The organism is Streptosporangium sp. NPDC087985, assembly GCF_044741965.1.
Lineage (GTDB): Bacteria > Actinomycetota > Actinomycetes > Streptosporangiales > Streptosporangiaceae > Streptosporangium.
Window position 1 is genome coordinate 1 of sequence record NZ_JBIUTQ010000033.1, and the last position, 19,384, is coordinate 19,384.

A 19,384-nucleotide genomic window follows, 5' to 3' on the forward strand; every position below is an offset into this window, starting at 1 on the left:
CCCTCGGGCAGCCGGAGCCGCAACGGCACGGTGTTGAGGAACAGGCCGCACACCTCGGCGGCGTCGGCCTCTTCCAGGCGACCGTTCGAAGACAGTCCCGTGACCACGTCAGGGCTGCCGGTGGCCAGCCCGAGCGCCCGCAGGTGCGCCGCCAGCACCACCGTCTTGAACGGCACCCCGCAACGCCTGGCGAACTCCTCCAGGCGGGTCAGCAGATCCTCGGACAGGACCGTGGTCAGGGAACCATGCCCCTGGCTCTCGTCACGCTCGTGCCGTTCTCCCTCGACGACCTCACCGATCCCCGGTGCGGCGAGGCCGGCGGGCCAGCGCGGCAACCGGCCGTCGGGCCGGTCGGCCAGCCGCTCCAGCCAGAATCCCCGGCTGTCCTCGGAGCGGAGCGCCGCACGCTCGGCGGCGACGAAGTCGCGGTACGTGGACCGCAACGGCTCCACGGCCGGGTCCTCGCCCGTCAGCAACGCGCGGTACAGGGCGTTGATCTCCGTCAAGGTGGAGGCCAGGCTCCAGCCGTCGAAGATCGCGTGGTGCTCGGTCACCGTCCACTGGAAGGCGTCGTCGTCGACGATGTGCACCGCCATCCGGAACAGTGGTGCGACGGAAACATCAAAGGCATCCCGCTGCTGTCCGCGGACGGACTCCGTCAGCGCCGCCTGCTGCTCCCGGACGTCGGCGCCGCGCAGGTCCACGGCCGTGAACGGCACCTCGACGGTGGGGTGGACCAGCTGCATCGGCTCGCTGTAGCCGCTCAGGTCGAACGAGGTCCGCAGAATCGGATGCCGGTCCACCACCCGGGCCACCGCCTCCCGGAACCGCTCCTCGTCGAAGGACCCGGCGATGCGGAGGCTGTGCACGTTGTGGTACGGCCGCCGGTCGGGGTCGAGCTCCATCTCGTAGACCATGCCGACCTGGAGCTCGGCCATCGGGTAGGCGTCCGCCAGGCCCTCCGGCAGCCGCTCCCGGTCCTCGGCCGGCACCAGCGAGAACGGCTCGCGGGCCGGCTCGCGGGCCGCGTCGGTCTCGGGCCGTACCGCTCTGGCCAGTCCGGCAAGCGTCGGATTCTGGAACAGGTCCTGCAGGGCGAACCCGAGTCCTGTCTCCCGTGCCTTGCCAAGGACCTGGACGCTGCGGATGGAGTCGCCGCCCAGGTCGAAGAAGTTGTCGTGGCGGCCGACCCGGTCCACTCCCAGGACCCGAGACCAGATGCCGGCCAGGGACTCCTCCAGTCCGGCCATGGGGGCGACGAACTCCTGCACGAGTTCGGGGCGCTCGGTCGACGGCGCCGGCAGGGCCCGCCGATCCACCTTTCCCCGTGACGTCAGGGGCAGCGCGGCCAGGAAGACGAACCACCGCGGCGCCATGAACGTCGGCAGCCGCTCCAACAGCCACCGGCGCAAATCATCGGCCGGCACACCCTCGCCGTCGGGCACCACGTAGGCCACGAGGTCGGTGTGCCCGAACCCGTCGTCACAGGCCACGACGGTGCATTCCCGTATCAGCGGGTGGGCGCGTAGTGCGGTTTCGACCTCGCCGAGTTCGACGCGGTAGCCGCGGACCTTGACCATGTGGTCGACGCGGCCGAGGAACTCCACCCGGCCGTCTGCCGACCACATGCCGCGGTCGCCGGTCCGGTACAGGCGCATGCCCGGCTGGGTGGGGTGGGGCAGGAACCGTTCGGCGGTCATGGCCGGGTTGTTCAGATACCCCCGGGCCAGGCAGGGACCGGCCACATACAGTTCCCCGGGTGTGCCGATCGGGACCGGGCGGCCGGTGTCGTCCAGTACCCATACCTGGGTGTTGACCAGCGGGTTGCCCAACGGCAGCGGCCCCGTGGGTAGCGTGTCGCGGGTGTAGGGGCCGCAGACGGAGAAGGTGGTCGTCTCGGTGGGTCCCCAGCAGTTGACCAGTTCCAGCTGCGGGCAGCGCTCCAGCACACGGGCCGCGTGCCGGGGAGAGACCGTCTCGCTACCGGTCAGGAAGCGCCGCAGGCGGTCGAACAGCTGCGGCTCGTGATCCACCAGCAGCGCGAACAACGACGCGGTCGCATGCAGCACGGTGACCTGGTGCTCTTGCACCCAGGTGGCGATATCGGCCGGGGTGTAGTCCACCGCGGGCGCCAGCACCAGCCGGGCACCGGCAGCCAGAGGCGCCCATACCTCGTACGTGGCCACATCAAACGATGTCGTCGCGATCTGCAACAACCTGTCGTCACTGCGGAGTGACATGCTTTCGCCGCCGTGCAGCAGTTCGGTGACGTTGCGGTGCAAGGTGACCACCCCCTTGGGGCGGCCGGTCGAACCCGAGGTGAAGATCACATAACAGCCGTTGTCGGGCCGCGCCCAAACCGGCGGATCCTCCTCGTCCGGCGGTGGCTGAACGGTGTCGAGATCGATGCTCTGCCACGGGCCGGCGGGGACACGGTCGGTGGTGGCGCCCGACGTCAGCACCAGAGAGGCGCCGACCTCGCTCAGCATCAGATGCAGACGCTCGGCCGGGAAGTCGGCATCCAGCGGCACGTACACCCCGCCGGCCTTGGCGATGGCCAGCAGCGCGACGACCATCTCCACCGAACGACGCACGCACAGACCCACGCACACATCCGGGCCCACCCCCGCGTCACGCAGAAAACGAGCCAGACCATTGGCCCGGGCGTTCAGCTCCCGATAGGTCAGACGCTGACGGCCGTCCACCACCGCCACGGCATCCGGGCACGCCGTGGCCCGCGCCTCCATCAGCTGATGCGGCAGGACCGCCGGCACGTCCGCCGGCGTGTCGTTCCACGACTCCAGCAACCCCCGCTCGGCCTCACCCAGCAGAGACACATCCCGATACGACGCCTCCGGGTCGGCGACCATCGCCTCGAAGACGCGCAGGTAGTAATCCCGCAACACCGCGACCTGGTCCTCGGCCAGCTCCGTGGCGTTGTACTCCAATTCCAGGCGCAGTCCATCGGCGCCTGGCTCACGGCTGACAGCCACCACCAGGGAGAAGTGGGTCCGCGCCACGCCCGGCATGTCGGCCCCGGGATCGGTGACGGTCAATGTTCCGTCCTCGGCCGGCCCACCGAGCTGACGGAAGTGGTTGTAGACGAAGTTGACTTCGAACAGCGGCCCGCCGAGTTCGCGTTGCAGCGCCGACATCGGGTAGCGCCGATGCGGCAGCAGTTCACGCTCAGCCTCGAAGACCGCGCGCACCAGATCCTGCCAGGTGCCCTTGGGCAGCCGGAGCCGCAACGGCACCGAGTTCAGGAACAGACCACGGACGTCCGCACCGTCGGCCTCTTCCAGACGGCCGTTGGCGGTGAGCCCGACCAGCACATCGGAACTACCGGTGACCATGCTCATCACCCGCAGATGAGCCGCCAGCACCACCGCCTTGAACGGCACCCCCCACCGCTGGGAGAGTTCCTCCAACCCCGTCAACACGTCCTGCGGAGTCATGGTCCTCAGGGCGCCGTGCCCGGTGTCCTGGTCGTGTTCATGCCGGTCGCCTTCGAGGCGTTCGCCGATCCGCGGGAGCGATTTCCGGGCGGGCCAACGTGGCAGCCTGCTGTCGGGCCGGTCAGCGAGCTGCTCCAGCCAGAATCCCCGGCTGTCCTCGGAGCGGAGCGCCTGACGTTCGGCGGCGATGAAGTCGCCGTACGTGGATCGCAACGGCTCCACGGCCGGGTCCTCGCCCGTCAGCAACGCGCGGTACAGGGCGTTGATCTCCGTCAAGGTGGAGGCCAGGCTCCAGCCGTCGAAGATCGCGTGGTGCTCGGTCACCGTCCACTGGAAGGCGTCGTCGTCGACGACGTGCACCGCCATCCGGCACAGCGGCGCGGTCGCCAGGTCGAACGTGTTCCGGTGCGCACGCCGTACGTACTCCGTCAGCGCCGCCTGCTGCTCCCGGGCGTCGGCGCCGCGCAGGTCCACGGCCGTGAACGGCACTTCGACGGTGGGGTGGACCAGCTGCATGGGCTCGCTGTAGCCGCTCAGGTCGAACGAGGTCCGCAGGATGGGGTGCCGCTCCACCACCCGGGCCACCGCCTCCCGGAACCGCTCCTCGTCGAAGGACCCGGCGATGCGGAGGCTGTGCACGTTGTGGTACGGCCGCCGGTCCGGGTCGAGCTCCATCTCGTAGACCATGCCGACCTGGAGCTCGGCCATCGGGTAGGCGTCCGCCAGGCCCTCGGGCAGCCGCTCCCGGTCCTCGGCCGACAGCAGCGAGAACGGCTCGCGGGCCGGTTGCCGATCCTCATCGGCGGTGTGCCGTACCACGCCGGCCAGCTCGGCCAGGGTGGGGTGGCGGTGCTGATCCTGAAGGGTGAAGGTCAGCCCGGCGTCGCGGGCCTGACCGAGTACCTGGATGCTGCGGATGGAGTCGCCGCCCAGGTCAAAGAAGTTGTCGTGGCGACCGACCTGATCTACGTCGAGCACGTGGCGCCAGATATGAGCCAGCTGTTCCTCCACACCTGGCAGCGGCGGGACGAAGTCCGCAAGCGAGGGGCGTTGCAACTGCGGGGCGGGGAGCGCGGCGCGGTCGACCTTGGCGCGCGGGGTCAGCGGCAGCGCGTCCAGCAGGACGAACCACCGCGGCACCATGTAGTGCGGCAGCCGCTCGGCCAGCCACGCCCGCAGCACCCCGGGCGAGACACCCTCGCCGTCGGGCACCGCGTAGGCGGCCAGATCGGCGTGCGAGGATTCCCCCGCGCGGGCGATCACGACGCATTCCCGTATCAGCGGGTGGGCGCGTAGTGCGGTTTCGACCTCGCCGAGTTCGACGCGGTAGCCGCGGACCTTGACCATGTGGTCGACGCGGCCGAGGAACTCCACCCGGCCGTCTGCCGACCACATGCCGCGGTCGCCGGTCCGGTACAGGCGCACACCCGGCTGGGTGGGATGGGGCAGGAACCGCTCGGCGGTCATGGCCGGGTTGTTCAGATACCCCCGGGCCAGGCAGGGACCGGCCACATACAGTTCCCCGGGTGTGCCGATCGGGACCGGACGGCCGGTGTCGTCCAGCACCCATACCTGGGTGTTGACCAACGGGTTGCCCAACGGCAGCGGCCCCGTGGGCAGCGTGTCGCGGGTGTAGGGGCCACAGACGGAGAAGGTGGTCGTCTCGGTCGGTCCCCAGCAGTTGACCAGCTCCAGCTGCGGGCAGCGCTCCAGCACACGGGCCGCATGCCGGGGAGAGACCGTCTCGCTACCGGTCAGGAAGCGCCGCAGGCGGTCGAACAGCTGCGGCTCGTGATCCACCAGCAGCGCGAACAACGACGCGGTCGCATGTAACACGGTGACCTGGTGCTCTTGCACCCAGGTGGCGATATCGGCCGGGGTGTAGTCCACCGCGGGCGCCAGCACCAGCCGGGCACCCGCAGCCAGAGGCGCCCACACCTCGAAGGTGGAGTTGTCGAACGGCAGCGGAGCCAGTTGCAGCAGGGTGTCGGTCTCGGCCAGGTGCAGAAACTCGCCGCCGTGCAGCAGTTCGGTGACGTTGCGGTGCAAGGTGACCACCCCCTTGGGGCGGCCGGTCGAACCCGAGGTGAAGATCACATAACAGCCGTTGTCGGGCCGCGCCCAAACCGGCGGATTCTCCTCGTCCGGCGGTGGCTGGACGGTGTCGAGATCGATGCTCTGCCACGGGCCGGCGGGGACACGGTCGGTGGTGGCGCCCGACGTCAGCACCAGGGAGGCGCCGACCTCGCTCAGCATCAGATGCAGACGCTCGGCCGGGAAGTCGGCATCCAGCGGCACGTACACCCCGCCGGCCTTGGCGATGGCCAGCAGCGCGACGACCATCTCCACCGAACGACGCACGCACAGACCCACGCACACATCCGGGCCCACCCCCGCGTCACGCAGAAAACGAGCCAGACCATTGGCCCGGGCGTTCAGCTCCCGATAGGTCAGACGCTGACGGCCGTCCACCACCGCCACGGCATCCGGGCACGCCGCCGCCCGTGCCTCCATCAGCTGATGCGGCAGGACCGCCGGCACGTCCGCCGGCGTGTCGTTCCACGACTCCAGCAACCCCCGCTCGACCTCACCCAGCAGAGACACATCCCGATACGACGCCTCCGGGTCGGCGACCATCGCCTCGAAGACGCGCAGGTAGTAATCCCGCAACACCGCGACCTGGTCCTGGGCGAGGACGTCGGTGTGGTAGTCGAGGGCCAGCAGGAGGCGTGATGAGTAGGGGTTGCGGATCACGCCGACGTTGAGGGGAAAGTTGGTGGGCTCGACGCGCGCGGTGCTGAAGCTGTCGATCTTGTTGTCGACTATCCGCATGCGGTCCGCGCCGAAGGCCTTCCCCAGCACGTGGAAGTGGTTGTAGACGAAGTTGACTTCGAACAGCGCGCCGCCGAGTTTGCGTTGCAGCGCCGACAGCGGGTAGCGGCGATGCGGCAGCAGTTCACGCTCGGTCTCGAAGACCGCCCGTACCAGATCCTGCCAGGTGCCCTCGGGCAGCCGGATCCGGAACGGCACCGTATTCAGGAACAGACCACGGACGTCCGCACTGTCGGCCTCTTCCAGACGGCCGTTGGCGGTCAGCCCGACCAGCACGTCGGAACTACCGGTGACCAGGCTGATCACCCGCAGGTGCACCGCCAGCACCACCGCCTTGAACGGCACCCCCCAGCGCCTGGCCAGCTGCGGGATCCCCGCGCAGACATCGGCGGGCAGCAGCGTCTCGATCGAGCCGTATCCCTCTGCCTCGTTGTGCTCGCGCCACTCGTCCTCCATCGTCCGGCCGGCGAGCAGCGCCGGACGATCCGCGGGCCAACGCGGCAGTCGGCAGTCAGGCCGGTCGGACAGCCGCTCCAGCCAGAAGTTCTCGCTGTCCTCGGACGACAGCGCCGCACGCTCGGCCGCGATGAAATCCCGGTAGGAGGACCGCAACGGCTCCAGGACCGGGTTCTCTCCCGCGAGCAGCCGCTGATAGGTCGCGGAGATCTCAGAGAGCGTGGAATGCAGGCTCCAGCCGTCGAAGATCGCGTGGTGCTCGGTCACCGTCCACTGGAAGGCGTCGTCAGCGAGCCGGTGGATGCCGAAACGGAGTAGGAGGGGGCGCGAATGGTCGAAGCGATGGCCACGCTCCGCGTCGATGTACGCGGCGATGACGGATTCCTGCGTGTCCCGATCGATACCGCGCAGGTCCGCGATGGTGAAGGGCATCTCGGCGGTGGCGTGTACGAGCTGCATCGGCTCGCTGTAGCCGCTCAGGTCGAACGAGGTACGCAGGATCGGGTGCCACTCCACCACCCGGGCCACCGCGTCCCGGAACATCGCCTCGTCGAAGGGCCCGGCGATCCGCAGGCTGTCCACGTTGTGGTAAGGCCGCCGGTCCGGGTCCAGCTCCATCTCGTAGACCATGCCGATCTGGAGCTCGGCCATCGGGTAGGCGTCCACCAGGCCCTCGGGCAACCGCTTTCGATCTCGGGGCGACACCAGAGAGAACGGGGCCCTGTCCCGGTCGGCGTCCCGTTCGGCCGCCTCATCCGCGCCGTCCCCGGTGACACCGGCCAATTCCGCCAGAACAGGATGCCGAAACAGGTCCTGAAGGGTGAACGCGAACCCGGCCTCACGGGCCTGGCCGAGGATCTGGATGCTGCGGATGGAGTCGCCGCCCAGGTCGAAGAAGTTGTCGTGGCGGCCGACCCGGTCCACCCCCAGGACCCGGGACCAGATGCCGGCCAGCGACGCCTCGTCTCCGGGTAACGGGGCAACGTACTGCTGTATGAGTTCTGGCCGCTCACTCGAGGGTTCCGGCAGCGCGCGCCGGTCCACCTTTCCCTGCGTCGTCAGCGGCAGCACATCCAGGAACACGAACCACCGCGGCACCATGTAGTCGGGCAGCCGCGCCGACAGCCAGGCCCGCAGCTCGCCGGCCGGAACGTCATCACCGTCGGACACGAGGTAGGCGGCGAGATCGGTCTGTTCGTCGGCGCCACGGTGCGGATTGACCACGGCTTCAAGGACTGACGGGTGTGTTTGGAAGGTGGCTTCGATTTCCCCGATCTCGATGCGGTGGCCGCGGATCTTGACCTGGGTGTCGGTGCGGCCGAGGTATTCCAGGTCGCCCGCGGCGGTCCAGCGTGCCACGTCACCGGTGCGATACAGCCGGCCGCCCGGCCGGCCGTCCAGGTGGTCGGGCACGAACCGTTCCGCGGTCAGCTGGGCCCGTCCGACGTATCCCCGGGTAACCCCCGCGCCGGCGACGTACACCTCGCCGGTCACTCCGATCGGGCACGGCCGGCCATGCTTGTCCAGCACGTGGACCCGCAGGTCCGGCAGCGGGCGGCCGATACGGCTCGTCGCGCCGTTGAGGTGGTGCTCGGCCAGTTCCAGGTAGGTGACGTGTACGGTCGTTTCGGTGATTCCGTACATGTTCACCAGCAGCGGGGTCCGGTAGCCGTGCCGGCCGGCCCAGCGGCGCACCGACGGCTGGTGCAGCGCCTCACCGCCGAAGATCACTGCGCGGAGGTCGAGGTGTGCCGCCGCCTGTCCGTCGACGGTCTCGAACTGCCGGAATGCCGAGGGGGTCTGGCTCAGTACCGTCACCCGCTCGCGGTGTACCAGTCCGTAGAACGCCTCGGCGTCCCGGCTCACCGCGTGCGGGACCACGACCAGCCGGCCGCCGGTGCTCAGCGCGCCCCACATCTCCCACACCGAGAAGTCGAAGGCGAAGCTGTGGAACAGCGTCCACACATCGTCACGGTCCACGGTCAGGCCGGCGGCACCGGTCGCCTCGAACAGCCGGGTCACGTTCCCATGCGTGACCAGAGTTCCCTTGGGGCGGCCCGTCGAGCCCGACGTGAAGATCACATAACAGCCGTTGTCCGGGCCCACCAGATCTGCCGGGCTGTCGTGGCGGCTGTCCTGCGGCAGGTCGTCCAGATCGAGCTTCTGCCAGGGCCCATCGGGAACCCGGCCACCGGCGTCTCCGGAGACCAGGACGAGGCGGGCGCCGAGGTCTCGGAGCATGAACTCCATGCGCTCGGCGGGGAAGTCGATGTCCAGCGGGACGTAGACGCCGCCGGCTTTCATGACCCCGAGAGTGGCGACGACGGTCTCCTTCGACCGTTCGACGCACACCGCCACGGGCACTTCGGGGCCCACCCCCAAGTCGCGTAGGTAATGGGCCAGCGCATTCGCCCGCGCATTCAGCGCGCCGTACGACAGCCGCTCCTGGCCGTACACCACCGCCACCGCATCCGGCGCCAGTTCCGCCTGTTCGGTGACCAATCCGTGAACCGTTCCGGCCGGGAACTCGGCATCCTCACCGGCCCGGGAAGCGACCAGCGCGCGCTCGGTCGGCGGCATCAACTCCAGGCGGCTCACCGGGACGTCCGGCGTGGCGATGGCCTGGCGCAACAGCGTCTGCCAGTGGTCGACCAGGACGCGGATCGTGGAGAACTCGTACAGATCGGTGGCGTACTCGACCTCCAGGCGCAGGCCGTCGGGGCGGTGGTAGACCGACCACGTGATGTCGAATTTCGCGGTGTCGGTGGGCATCATGAACCGTTCCACCGTCAGGCCGTCGCCCAGGGGCAGCGACGGCTCTTCCTCGTGAAAGGCGAAGACCACCTGGACGATGGGGTTGTGGGCGAGAGAGCGGTCAGGATGCAGCTGGTTCACCGCGAGGTCGAACGGCACCTTGCTGCGGGAGAGGGCGTTCAGGACGGAGGCACGCGCGCGGGAAACGAGTTCGCGAAAGCTCGGGTCGTCCTCAAGGTCGGATCGCAGGACCAGGAGGTCGACGAACATGCCGACCATTTCGTCGAGCGCGGCCCGGTCACGTCCGGCCACCGGTGAGCCCAGCACGATGTCGTCGCTGCCCGAATGCCTGGCCGCGAGGGCCTGGAAAGCGGCGAGCAACACCATGTAAAGACTTGCGCCCGAATGTGCGGCGAACTCCTTCAACTCGTGCGCCGGCACGTCCGGCAGCGCGAACTCGACGGTTCGGCCGCGATAACTCAGCTCAGCCGGACGCGGATGGTCGGCACCGAGGTCCAGCAACGCGGGGGCCGAACGCAGCGTTTCCCGCCAGGCCGCGAGCCCCTTCTCCGCCCAGGGCTCGGTCAGCCTTTCGCGCTGCCACAGCGCGTAGTCGGCGTACTGTATGAGCGGCGGGTCGGTCTCCTGCGCGCCGTGCCGGTACGCCTCCAGGAGCTGGCGCTGGAAGACGTTCAGCGACCATCCGTCGCATGCGATGTGATGCCACGTCAGGTGCAGCCAGTGCTCGTCCTCGGCCAGACGGTAGAGGGCCGCCCGCAGCATCGGCCCGGCGGAAAGGTCGAAGGGCCGCTGGGCGTCCGCACGGATCAGTTCCTCGGCACGGGCTCGACGCTCGGTGACGTCTCCAGCGGCGAGGTCGACGAACGGGCAGGCCAGTTCGCGATCGCCGAGCAGTCGCTGCCTGGGTTCCCCTCCCTCGTCGTCGAATACCGTGAACACGACATCGTGACGAGCGGCGACGGACGCCATGGCGGCGATGAGCCGGTCGGGGAGTAGCGGACCCGAGAAGCGCAGGGTTACCGGCACGTTGTAGGCAGGGCTGTCCCCAAGCCAACGATCCAGGAACCACAGCCGTTGCTGGCCGTAGGAGAGCGGTCCGCGGTCTTCCGGCCGCGCACACGGTTCCGTCGCGGCGACGTCCCGCCGCACGGAATGTTCTCTCACGGAGTGGTCGTCAGATGTATGGACCGTGTCCACGATCACGCCCTCTCACTCGTCGAGAGCCGTGGCTCGCCACCGGCCTCGCCGCGCCTGCTGCCGATGCGCGGTAGTGCATCCGTGACGCCGCGACCTGCGTGCATGGATGCGCTCCCTCACTCACAAGATCGGAACAGAACTATGACAAAGGCGATTGCACCGGCGTTGCACCGCCTGGCGGAGCGCGGTGGTCTCGGCGTCACCGAGCAGACAACCGGTTGTTTAACGGGTAAAGGACGAGGTCAGCCTGATCACGGGGCTTATCGGTAAAAAGTGGCGGTTGGCGAGCGATAGGCGGTCACACTGCAACGCTCGCGCAACGCCTCTTGGCAGACTTCCTCCGCGCTCGCCTCCTCTGTGCCTTCCTCACGCGAGCGCTGTCATGTGCCCTTCAGATCGAATCCGAAGAACGGTGTAAAGGCTGACAATGACTCGTCCTGGCCGTGGAGCAGTTCCGATGCGCGCCGCTGGTGAATTCGCCGCGTCGGTTCCGGGGTCGTCACATGCAGTGCCTGCCGTATGAGCTCGTTGGCGAAGGCGTACCGTCGGCCGGACACCACGAGCAGGCGAGCGGTGAGCGCCTGCTCGCAGTGGTACGCGACCTCGTTCGGGGTGAGATCGACCAGCGCGGCGAGCACCAGCGGATCGAACGTCGAGCCGAGTACCGCCGCGGCACGTAGCAGTCTCTCGATCTGTTCACCCACCCGCCGCACCCTGCGGAGAACCGCCAGCCGCAGCGACTCCGGCACGCCGGAATCGTCGGTGGCCTGACCTCGTAAGGTCTCGACGACCGACAACGTGTGCCCGCGAGTCCGCTGAAAGATCTCCGCGGCCGACGCGTCCTTCCCCGTGGCGGCCGCCAGCTTGGTCACGGCAGCCGGTGGCAGTGCTCCCAGACTGAGCCATTGCGCCACGCCGTCGAGCGACTGAAAGACCTCCTCGCTCACCTCCGTGCAGATGGTCGCGATGCACAGCAGCCTCGAGGGAGCGGCCCGGCGAGCCAGGTAGTGCAGGAGTTCGACCGCCGGTTCTCCGGCGTTGTGCAGATCGTCGAGCACCAGTAGGACCGGTGTCTGTGCCGCCAGGCCACGGAGGAAGGCGGTCACGGCCTGGTAGACGCGGCTCCGCCCGAACTCCGCCGGGTAACGCTCGTCCGGTGACGATCCCAGCACCCGCGCCACATTCGGCACCAACGTGGCGAGCACAGAGGCCTGTTCCCCGGCTATCTCCCGCAGGACGGGCGGAGCAAGCCGGGTGACGTGCGGCGTCAGCGCGTCCACGAAAGGTTGCAGGAACAATGAGCGCTCCGCCTCGTAACACGCCGCCTGGAGGACGGTGCCTCCGGTCGACATGACATGCCGCGCCGCCTCGGCGGCAAGCCGGGACTTACCGATACCCGACTCCCCGGCCACCACGAGTACGGCAGGCTGCCCCGCCGTCGCGGCCGACCAGGCACGGGCGACGTGCGCCATCTCGGCGTCGCGGCCGACCAGCATCGACCGGCTTGCTGGTACGGGCGCGCGGAGGGTATTCGGGTCCGACGTGGATTTCGGCACGCGCTCGCGCAGAATCGCCAGGTGCAAGGCGCGTGTTTCGGGCGCGGGGTCCGTGCCCAGTTCGTTCACGAGAGCATCACGCAGCCGTTCGTACAGCAGCAACGCCCTGGCCGGCTCGCCGGCGGCGGTGTGCGCCCTCATGAGCAGGCGGTATGCCGCCTCGTCGAACCGGTCGGCCAGCACAGCCGCCTCGGCGACCCGCCGGGCGACCGCCGGTTCGGCGCTCTGCAGGGCTGCCGCCGCCGCCACATGGCGGGCGCGCCGAACCTGGTCGGAAACCTCACGCCACGCGGCTTCCGCCCAGTGGGCGCGGGGCTCTCCTTCGAGCACCGACCCGCTGTTGAGAAGCACGAGTGCTCGGGTCGCGGCGACGCCGGCCACGGTCGGCTCATCCGCCGCCAGGCGCCCCTCGGCCTCAGCGATCAGCGCGGCCGCCTCGTCGACGTCCACTCTCACCGCCGGCGTCGTACCGAGCCGGTAGCCATCGCGCCCGCCCGTGATGGCGCGGTGCCCGAGAATCCTGCGCAGCCTGCTCACCAAGGTCGCGATGTTGTTCGCCGGCTGCTTCGGCGGATTTCCTGCCCAGAGGACTTCCTCGACCCGGTGGATCGGTACGACCCGCCTGCGTTCCACGGTGAGCAGCGCGAGCAACGTACGTGCTTTACCGCTTATCAGCCGCCCTACGAGTTGCGTGTCATCCTGTTCGACCGAGAACATCCCCGCAAGCCGGATCATCACACCCGCCTGAGGGCTGGCGACAGCCTCGCGCACGTCCTCCCTTGGGTCGGCACCCTTAACCAATCCTCTGTTATTCGCCTGGCACAGGTCCCGGATAGAGCCGCGGAGGGCGGACCCTGAAGGTTTACGGACGACCATTACTGTCATTCCCGCCATGCCCAGAAACCACTATTTCGTCCACCCCATTTTTCTGCGCCCTGACCCAATACGTTTGGCCATTTCAACCGAATTTGTCTAGATTTTCCCCTGATGTCAATAAAAATCTGATTCGACTGCGTCGCCCCAGGTGTCTCACTTTGGAGGGGGCTTTTCACTCACCGTTCTACGTCGGATCGTCAAGAGGCAAACGTGGCCTGACGCGGCACTGGTGTGGCGCGACCGGAAACCTCTGCCGGGGTCACGTCAGCTCGTCGGGATCATGGGCCGTAGTCTCTGGTCCGTCTCAGCCGGCGACTCCCACGTGGTCACCGACTGCTCGGTTGTGGTTCCAGCGCGGGAGGCGCGGATGGCATCCTGGGAGGCCGGCGCTCATAAGGAGATCAGCGATGACCCACCCTCTCGGCACGCAGCCCGCGCCCCGGCGCACCCCTCTCAGTGCGGAGGAGAAAACCCGAGCCGAGGCGGGCTTCGCCCCCTACGTCGCCCAGCAGCTCGTCGCCAACGGACGGTTCAGGGTGAGCGCCGACACCCCGGAGATGGTGGAGCTGTTCCAGGCGGTCGCCCGCAGGGTGGGTGACATGCTCGGACGGCCTGTGGTCAGCTATGCCAACGGCAGGTACATCGTGATCACCTTCGGTGACGAAACAGCTCGACAGTTCCCTGAGCCAACTTGTTGATAGCTTCCTCGGTGGCGGTCCAGCCGAAATACGCAATAACGGACCACGCTGATGGCACGTTATTGCGAATACCCGGTAATGGCCGTGCAGGATGAGCTCGTGATGGAGATCCCAATGCCTGGCGGTTTTGTGAACACCGTTGTCCGCGTCGGTGAGACAGTGCGTCGCCCGGCGTCGGCTCGCTCCGGTTTCGTCCAGGAGCTGCTTGGTCTTTTCGAGCGGACCGGCTGGGCCGGAGCACCCCGGTTTCTCGGAGTCGACGAGCGGAATCGGGAAGTCTTGAGCTTCATGGACGGCCACGTGGCATGGGAGCCCGGCCAGGCTGCTTCGGTGCGTTCGGAGGCGAGCCTGGCTCGTGTGGCGGAGCTGGTGCGGGAGTTTCACGACCTGACGGCCGGAACATCGTTGGCAGGCAATGACGAGGTCGTCTGCCATAACGACCTTTCGCCGAAGAACACCGTCTATCGCGACCTCGGCGTCGGTCTGCGCTCGGTGGCTTTCATCGACTGGGACATGGCTGCTCCCGGTCGGCGCATCCACGACATCGCGCACGTGTGCTGGCAGTACCTGAACCTGGGACCTGGCGTTTCCGACGTTCAGGAGGCTGCTCGCCGTCTCCGACTGGTCTGCGACGCCTATGGGACGGCCCATCGAGAAGGACTACTGGAAGCGATCTTGTGGTGGCAGGATCGATGCTGGCGTGGCATTGAGGCCGCTGCCGAGGCAGGAGAGCCGGCGATGGTCCGTCTCCGTGAAAGCGGCGTCCCTCGCTCGGTGCGGGCCGCCTATCGCTGGGTTGCCGAGCACCGCCGCGAGCTGGAGGCGACGTTGTAGGAGCAAGCCGCTGAGCATCGTCATGACTGACCTCCGGGGAGGCTGTCCCGCAGGACTGTCAGCGGGATGAACGCCGTTTGAGTGCCGAGTTCCCCGGGCGTGGGGCCGGCGGGGACGGGGACGTTGGCGAGGCGTTCCGCGAGGGCGGCAACGGCGCCGCGGTCACCTTCCAGTGCTTGACGTTCCTCGTCGGTGAGGTCGAGCTGTTCCAACATCTGGTCGATGCCGTTGGTTATGAAGGTGTGAACGAGAGCCGGATGTTGCTGGGTTTGAGGGCTCTTCGAAGTTAAGCGGGGTCATGGGAAGGCCGGCTGCTGCTCACCCAGGAACAACTCGCCGAACGGGCCCGCGTGTCCGTGCGCTGCGTCAGGGACGTGAAGAGCGATCGCCGGCTCCCTCGCGTGGATACCCTCGGCCGGATCGCCCGGGCCTTGGGCCTCGCGTCTCTCCTTCACTCCACGCTCGAGCCCGCGTCCCGATCCTCCGGCGCCGAGGTCTGACCGTCTCCCGGCTTCACCGGTCAGCGCTGCGGAGAATCGTGTTCGGCGCCGACACTCCGCGAGCCCTGCCACGACCTCCACAGTGCCTCGTACACCCCGCCCGCCGCGACCAGCTCGTCGTGGGCTCCGACCTCCACCACCCGGCCGTTGTCCATGACCACCACCCGGTCGGCGTCGCGGGCCGTGTGCAGGCGGTGGGCGATCGCGATGACGGTCCGCCCCTCCAGGACGGCGGCGAGCGAGCGTTCGGCGCGCCTGGCCGTACGGGGGGCGAGCATGGCGGTGGCCTCGTCCAGGATGACCGTGTGCGGGTCGGCCAGGATGACCCTGGCCAGGGCGAGCTGCTGGACCCGGTCCGGGCCGAGGGCGGCGCCGGACGACTGGGACCCCAGCTTGTCGTCGAGCGAGGCGACCCAGTCGGCGCCGACCGCCGCCAGCGCCTTGCCCAGGCGGTCGTCGCCGGCCGTCGGATCTGCCAGCAGCAGGTTGTCGCGGACGGTGCCGAGGAACAGGTGCTGTTCCTGGGTGACCAGGACGACGTGCTCGCGGAGCTGGGTGGGGGAGAGGTCGGCGACGGGCGCCGAGCCGACGGTGACCGTGCCCAGGCGGGGGCGGTCGATGCCGGCCAGCAGCTTGCCCAGGGTGGACTTGCCGGCTCCCGAGGGGCCGACGACGGCCAGGCGCTCGCCGGGCCGTACGGTCAGATCGACGCCGGTCACCACGTCGTCGCCGCCTTCGTAGGCGAAGTGCACGCCGCACGCCTCGATGCGGTCGCCCTGCGGCGCCGCGGCGGCGACCTCCTCCCGCGCCGGTGTCGCGAGGCCCTCGATCCTGGCGAAGGAGGCGCCGCTGCTCTGCAGCTGCTCCAGCCAGATCAGGATCGTCTCGATCGGCTGGCCGAGCTGGCGCAGGTAGAGCACGCAGGTGACGACCGCGCCCAGCGTGACCTGGCCGCGGTCCAGGAGCACCCCGCCGAGCAGCAGTACCAGCACGGGCGGCAGGAGCGAGGAGACCTCCACCGAGGGCCAGAGCACGCTGCGCAGGAAGAGGGTCCGCAGCTGGGCGGCCCGGCTGCGCTCGATCACCCGTTCCGCCGCCCGCGTGCGCTTGGCCTGCAGGCCCAGGGCCTCGATGGTGCGGGCGCCCGCGGCGTTGGCGGCCAGGTGCTCGGCCAGCTCCGAGCGGGCGGCGCCTTCCTCCAGGTAGGCGGGGCGGGCGCGGCGAAGGTACCAGCGGGAGGCGGCCACGATGCCGGCCAGCGCGAGCAGGCCGCAGGCGCCCAGGACCGGGTCGACCAGGAAGACGGCGACGATCAGGAAGAGCGCCTGCAGGCTCGAGACGAGGATCGCGGGGGCGGCGTCGCGCAGGGTGCGGCCGACGACGGCCACGTCAGTGGTTCCGCGGGCGGTCAGGTCGCCGGTGCGGATGTGCTCGACCGTGGCGGCGGGCAGGGCCAGCACGCGGTCCAGGAGTTCGGCGCGGATGTGTTCCTGGACACGCTCGCTGAAGCCGGTGCCGACCTTCTCGGCGTACCTGGACAGGACCAGCTGGGCCAGCGCCGCGCCCACGGCGATGGCGGCGAGCAGGTCGACCGTGCCTCTGGCGCTGATGGAGTCGATGATGCGGCCCAGCAACCACGGGCTGACCAGCGCTGCGGCCGCCGCGAGGCTGTTGAGTAGCAGCGTTGCGGTGAAGCCCGGCACGTCGCGCCTGACCAGGCGCAGGGCGGCCCGCCGTACCTGCTGGCGGTCGGCGATGGGCAGGTCGCGGTTCATGCGAGCACCGATCGGTAGGCGGGGATGGACTCCATCAGCTCGCGGTGAGTGCCGGAGGCGGCCACCCGCCCGTCCTCGATGAACAGCACCTGGTCGGCCTGGGCGAGCAGCAGCGGCGAGGTGGTGGCCACGACCGTCGTACGGCCGGCGCGTGCCGTACGGAGCCGCCCCGCGAGGAGGGACTCGGTGTGCGCGTCCAGCGCGGAGGTGGGCTCCACGGCCAGCAGCACCTCGGGCTCGGCCAGCAGAGCCCGGGCCAGGCGCACCCGCTGACGCTGGCCGCCCGACAGGTTGGGGCCGCCGGGTTCGATCATCGAGTCGAGCCCGTGGCGCAGCCCGGCGACCACGTCCTGCGCCGCGGCGACGTGCACGGCCCGGTAGATGGCCTCGTCGTCCGCCTCGCCCCGGCCCTGGAGGACCTCGCGCAGCGTGCCCGCGAACAGGGCGGCGTCGTGGTCGGCGATCAGGGAGGTGCCGTCGAACCCGCCCAGCCCTTCGAGCAGCGTCACGCTCTCCTCGGGCCGGGCGCTGACCAGCCCCACCAGGCTCCCCGGCGCGACCTCCGGCCCGGCGGGCCGGGGCCGCTCCTCGGCGCGCAGCGCGAGGAAGCGGGTGACCTGGCGGGCGGCGACCAGGCCGTGGCTGATCTGGAAGCTGCCTTCGATGAAGAAGGAGACCGGAACCACCAGCACGGCGATGTACCCGTATACCCCGACCAGCTCGCCCACCGTGATCGCCCCCTCGGCGGCCAGCCGGGCGCCCAGCCAGGTGACGGCGGCCAGGAACAGGGCGGGCAATCCGGCGCCCAGCGCGCCGATCCAGCTCGTCAGCGACGCCACCCGGTAGCCCTGCTCGCGCAGGCTTGCCGAGTCGGCGCGGTACCGCTCGGCGTAGGTGCCCTTGCCGCCGAAGGCATTGAGCACCCGCAGCCCCTCGATCAGGTCGACCAGGCGGGTGGTCAGCCTGCCCTGGTTCTCGCGGTAGCCGTTCTGCACCTTCATCAGCCGCCCGAGCAGCGGGCCGAGCAGGATCGCCAGCAGCGGCACGCCCAGCAGCACCACCACGGCCAGCACCACGGAGACCTGCAGCAGCAGCGCCGCCACCACGCCGTAGCTGATCACCGCGCCCACGCCGGGGCCGGTCACCGTCAGCGAGGCGGCGATGGTGATGACGTCGCCGATGCCGATCGTCACCACGTCGCCCGTCGAAGCGCGCTTGGGCAGGTCGGCGCCCAGCTTGTTGATCTGCTCGACCAGGGCGCGCACGGTGCGGAAGTTGGCGTCCATCCGGATCTTGGTCATCGTACGGTGCCGCAACATCGCCAGCCAGGCGTTGACCAGGCCCGCGCCGAGCAGCGCCAGCACCCAGCCGGGCGCCAGGTTGTCGTCGATCGCCCTGGACAGCAGGTACGGCGGGAGCGTCAGGCCCACCATCCAGAGGGTTCCCAGCGTCGCGCCCAGCGCGACCCGGCCCTTCTGCGCCCAGGCCAGCCAGCACAGATACCGAGCCGCCTTCATGGTGATCACGCTAGAGCATGGCTTTGGCGCCTCTTTGCCCGCCCTGGAGCGGCCGTTCGTAGCGGCTGACCCAGGTGATCGGTCCCTCCTTGTCGCGCTGCCCGGGGGCCTGTTGTCTGGCTGGAGACGCTGGATGAGCGGGCCCGGACCTGTCCGGAGTGCGGGGTGTCGGCCACCCGGATGAAGGAGTGGGTGACGACCAGCCCGCGTGATCTCCCGGTCGGGGACCGTACCTGCCGGCTGCGCTGGCGTAAACGCCGCTGGCATTGCGACCAACGGGAGTGTCCGCGCCGGTTGTTCACCGAGCAGGTGGAGCAGATCCCTGCTCGGTCGTGCCTGACGCTGCGGTTACGGCGGGCCGGCGGTGCGGCGGTGGCCGATGGCGGCCGGACGGTCGTGCAGTCCGCGCGCGATCACGGCGTGTCCTGGCCGGTTGTCTCGGCCGCGTTCACCGCGTATGCCGCCTCGACCCGATGATTGACGACCTGCAGGCGCTGCCCAAGAAGATCGGCCGTCCGATCCTGGCTGCCTGGAACGCCAAGGAAGACCTGCTCGACCTGCTGGCCCTGGCGCGTACACAGCCAGACCGGCATGTCATCGCCGATCGGCTGTTCCGCTTCTACGATCGTAGCCCTGGCCGCCGTTCTCCGATGGCTCGGTCCGGCTCGTCGGCCTCGGTGTAGTAGTTCGCATAGACGTGAAGGTAGTGCTCGCTCTCGGCGAAGCCGTTGGCCCGATACCAGCGCAATGTGCTCGGATCGTCCCTGGTCCAGGCGGCGGGGTTCCACCCGACCTCGCGTGGCCTGCGTATCCGCGCCTGATGGAGCATGGGCTTTGTTCATAAAGGGATAAAAGTGGCTATCCCAAATAACAAAGCCAGGATCAGCTGAGCAAAAGTAGAGCTATCCTCGGC

10 protein-coding genes are annotated in these 19,384 nt (G+C 69.1%); 5 read left to right on the forward strand and 5 right to left on the reverse strand.

The features are described from left to right. Both ACIN94_RS31535 and ACIN94_RS31540 read right to left on the reverse strand, forming a co-directional pair. Positions 1 to 10,682, reverse strand: a 10,682-nt coding sequence (locus tag ACIN94_RS31535) for an amino acid adenylation domain-containing protein (protein WP_400714232.1), incomplete at its 3' end; no start/stop codon positions are given. 413 nt (positions 10,683 to 11,095) lie between these two features. Next, positions 11,096 to 13,042, reverse strand: a complete 1,947-nt coding sequence (locus ACIN94_RS31540; RefSeq protein ID WP_400714234.1) for an AAA family ATPase — start codon at positions 13,040 to 13,042, stop codon at positions 11,096 to 11,098. 512 nt (positions 13,043 to 13,554) lie between these two features. Between ACIN94_RS31540 and ACIN94_RS31545 the strand changes: the two genes are divergently transcribed. After that, a complete protein-coding gene (locus ACIN94_RS31545; RefSeq protein WP_400714237.1) occupies positions 13,555 to 13,845 on the forward strand; it encodes a hypothetical protein in 291 nt (96 codons plus the stop codon). 78 nt (positions 13,846 to 13,923) lie between these two features. After that, positions 13,924 to 14,679, forward strand: a complete 756-nt coding sequence (locus tag ACIN94_RS31550; RefSeq protein ID WP_400714240.1) for a phosphotransferase — start codon at positions 13,924 to 13,926, stop codon at positions 14,677 to 14,679. Between the two features lie 20 nt (positions 14,680 to 14,699). On the opposite strand, the gene ACIN94_RS31555 is transcribed toward ACIN94_RS31550, so the two are convergent. Next, positions 14,700 to 14,894, reverse strand: a complete 195-nt coding sequence (locus ACIN94_RS31555) for a hypothetical protein (RefSeq protein WP_400714243.1) — start codon at positions 14,892 to 14,894, stop codon at positions 14,700 to 14,702. A 99-nt stretch (positions 14,895 to 14,993) separates the two neighbouring features. Here ACIN94_RS31555 and ACIN94_RS31560 point away from each other — a divergent pair, with 99 nt between their 5' ends. Next, positions 14,994 to 15,179 (forward strand): helix-turn-helix transcriptional regulator, encoded by a 186-nt coding sequence (locus ACIN94_RS31560; RefSeq protein ID WP_400714288.1) that lies wholly within the window; start codon positions 14,994 to 14,996, stop codon positions 15,177 to 15,179. Positions 15,180 to 15,199: 20 nt separating this feature from the next. Here ACIN94_RS31560 and ACIN94_RS31565 read toward each other — a convergent pair whose 3' ends face one another. Continuing rightward, positions 15,200 to 16,954: an ABC transporter ATP-binding protein gene (locus ACIN94_RS31565; protein WP_400714246.1), complete on the reverse strand. Its 1,755-nt coding sequence runs from the start codon at positions 16,952 to 16,954 to the stop codon at positions 15,200 to 15,202. After that, positions 16,951 to 18,471 carry an ABC transporter transmembrane domain-containing protein gene (locus tag ACIN94_RS31570; protein WP_400714249.1) on the reverse strand — a complete coding sequence of 507 codons (1,521 nt, stop codon included), beginning with the start codon at positions 18,469 to 18,471 and terminating at the stop codon, positions 16,951 to 16,953. The genes ACIN94_RS31565 and ACIN94_RS31570 overlap by 4 nt, the downstream gene beginning before the upstream one ends. Before the next feature lie 129 nt (positions 18,472 to 18,600). Between ACIN94_RS31570 and ACIN94_RS31575 the strand changes: the two genes are divergently transcribed. Beyond that, a complete protein-coding gene (locus tag ACIN94_RS31575) occupies positions 18,601 to 18,948 on the forward strand; it encodes a transposase family protein (RefSeq protein WP_400714291.1) in 348 nt (115 codons plus the stop codon). Next, positions 18,945 to 19,154 (forward strand): hypothetical protein, encoded by a 210-nt coding sequence (locus ACIN94_RS31580; RefSeq protein ID WP_400714252.1) that lies wholly within the window; start codon positions 18,945 to 18,947, stop codon positions 19,152 to 19,154. The genes ACIN94_RS31575 and ACIN94_RS31580 overlap by 4 nt, the downstream gene beginning before the upstream one ends. Positions 19,155 to 19,384 lie beyond the last annotated feature (230 nt).

Coding starts and splice junctions, on each gene's coding strand:
- ACIN94_RS31555 (WP_400714243.1), bottom strand. CDS start 14,894: ATGTTGGAACAGCTCGACCTCACCGACGAGGAACGTCAAGCACTGGAA.
- ACIN94_RS31545 (WP_400714237.1), top strand. CDS start 13,555: ATGACCCACCCTCTCGGCACGCAGCCCGCGCCCCGGCGCACCCCTCTC.
- ACIN94_RS31580 (WP_400714252.1), top strand. CDS start 18,945: ATGATTGACGACCTGCAGGCGCTGCCCAAGAAGATCGGCCGTCCGATC.
- ACIN94_RS31570 (WP_400714249.1), bottom strand. CDS start 18,471: ATGAAGGCGGCTCGGTATCTGTGCTGGCTGGCCTGGGCGCAGAAGGGC.
- ACIN94_RS31550 (WP_400714240.1), top strand. CDS start 13,924: ATGGCCGTGCAGGATGAGCTCGTGATGGAGATCCCAATGCCTGGCGGT.
- ACIN94_RS31565 (WP_400714246.1), bottom strand. CDS start 16,954: ATGAACCGCGACCTGCCCATCGCCGACCGCCAGCAGGTACGGCGGGCC.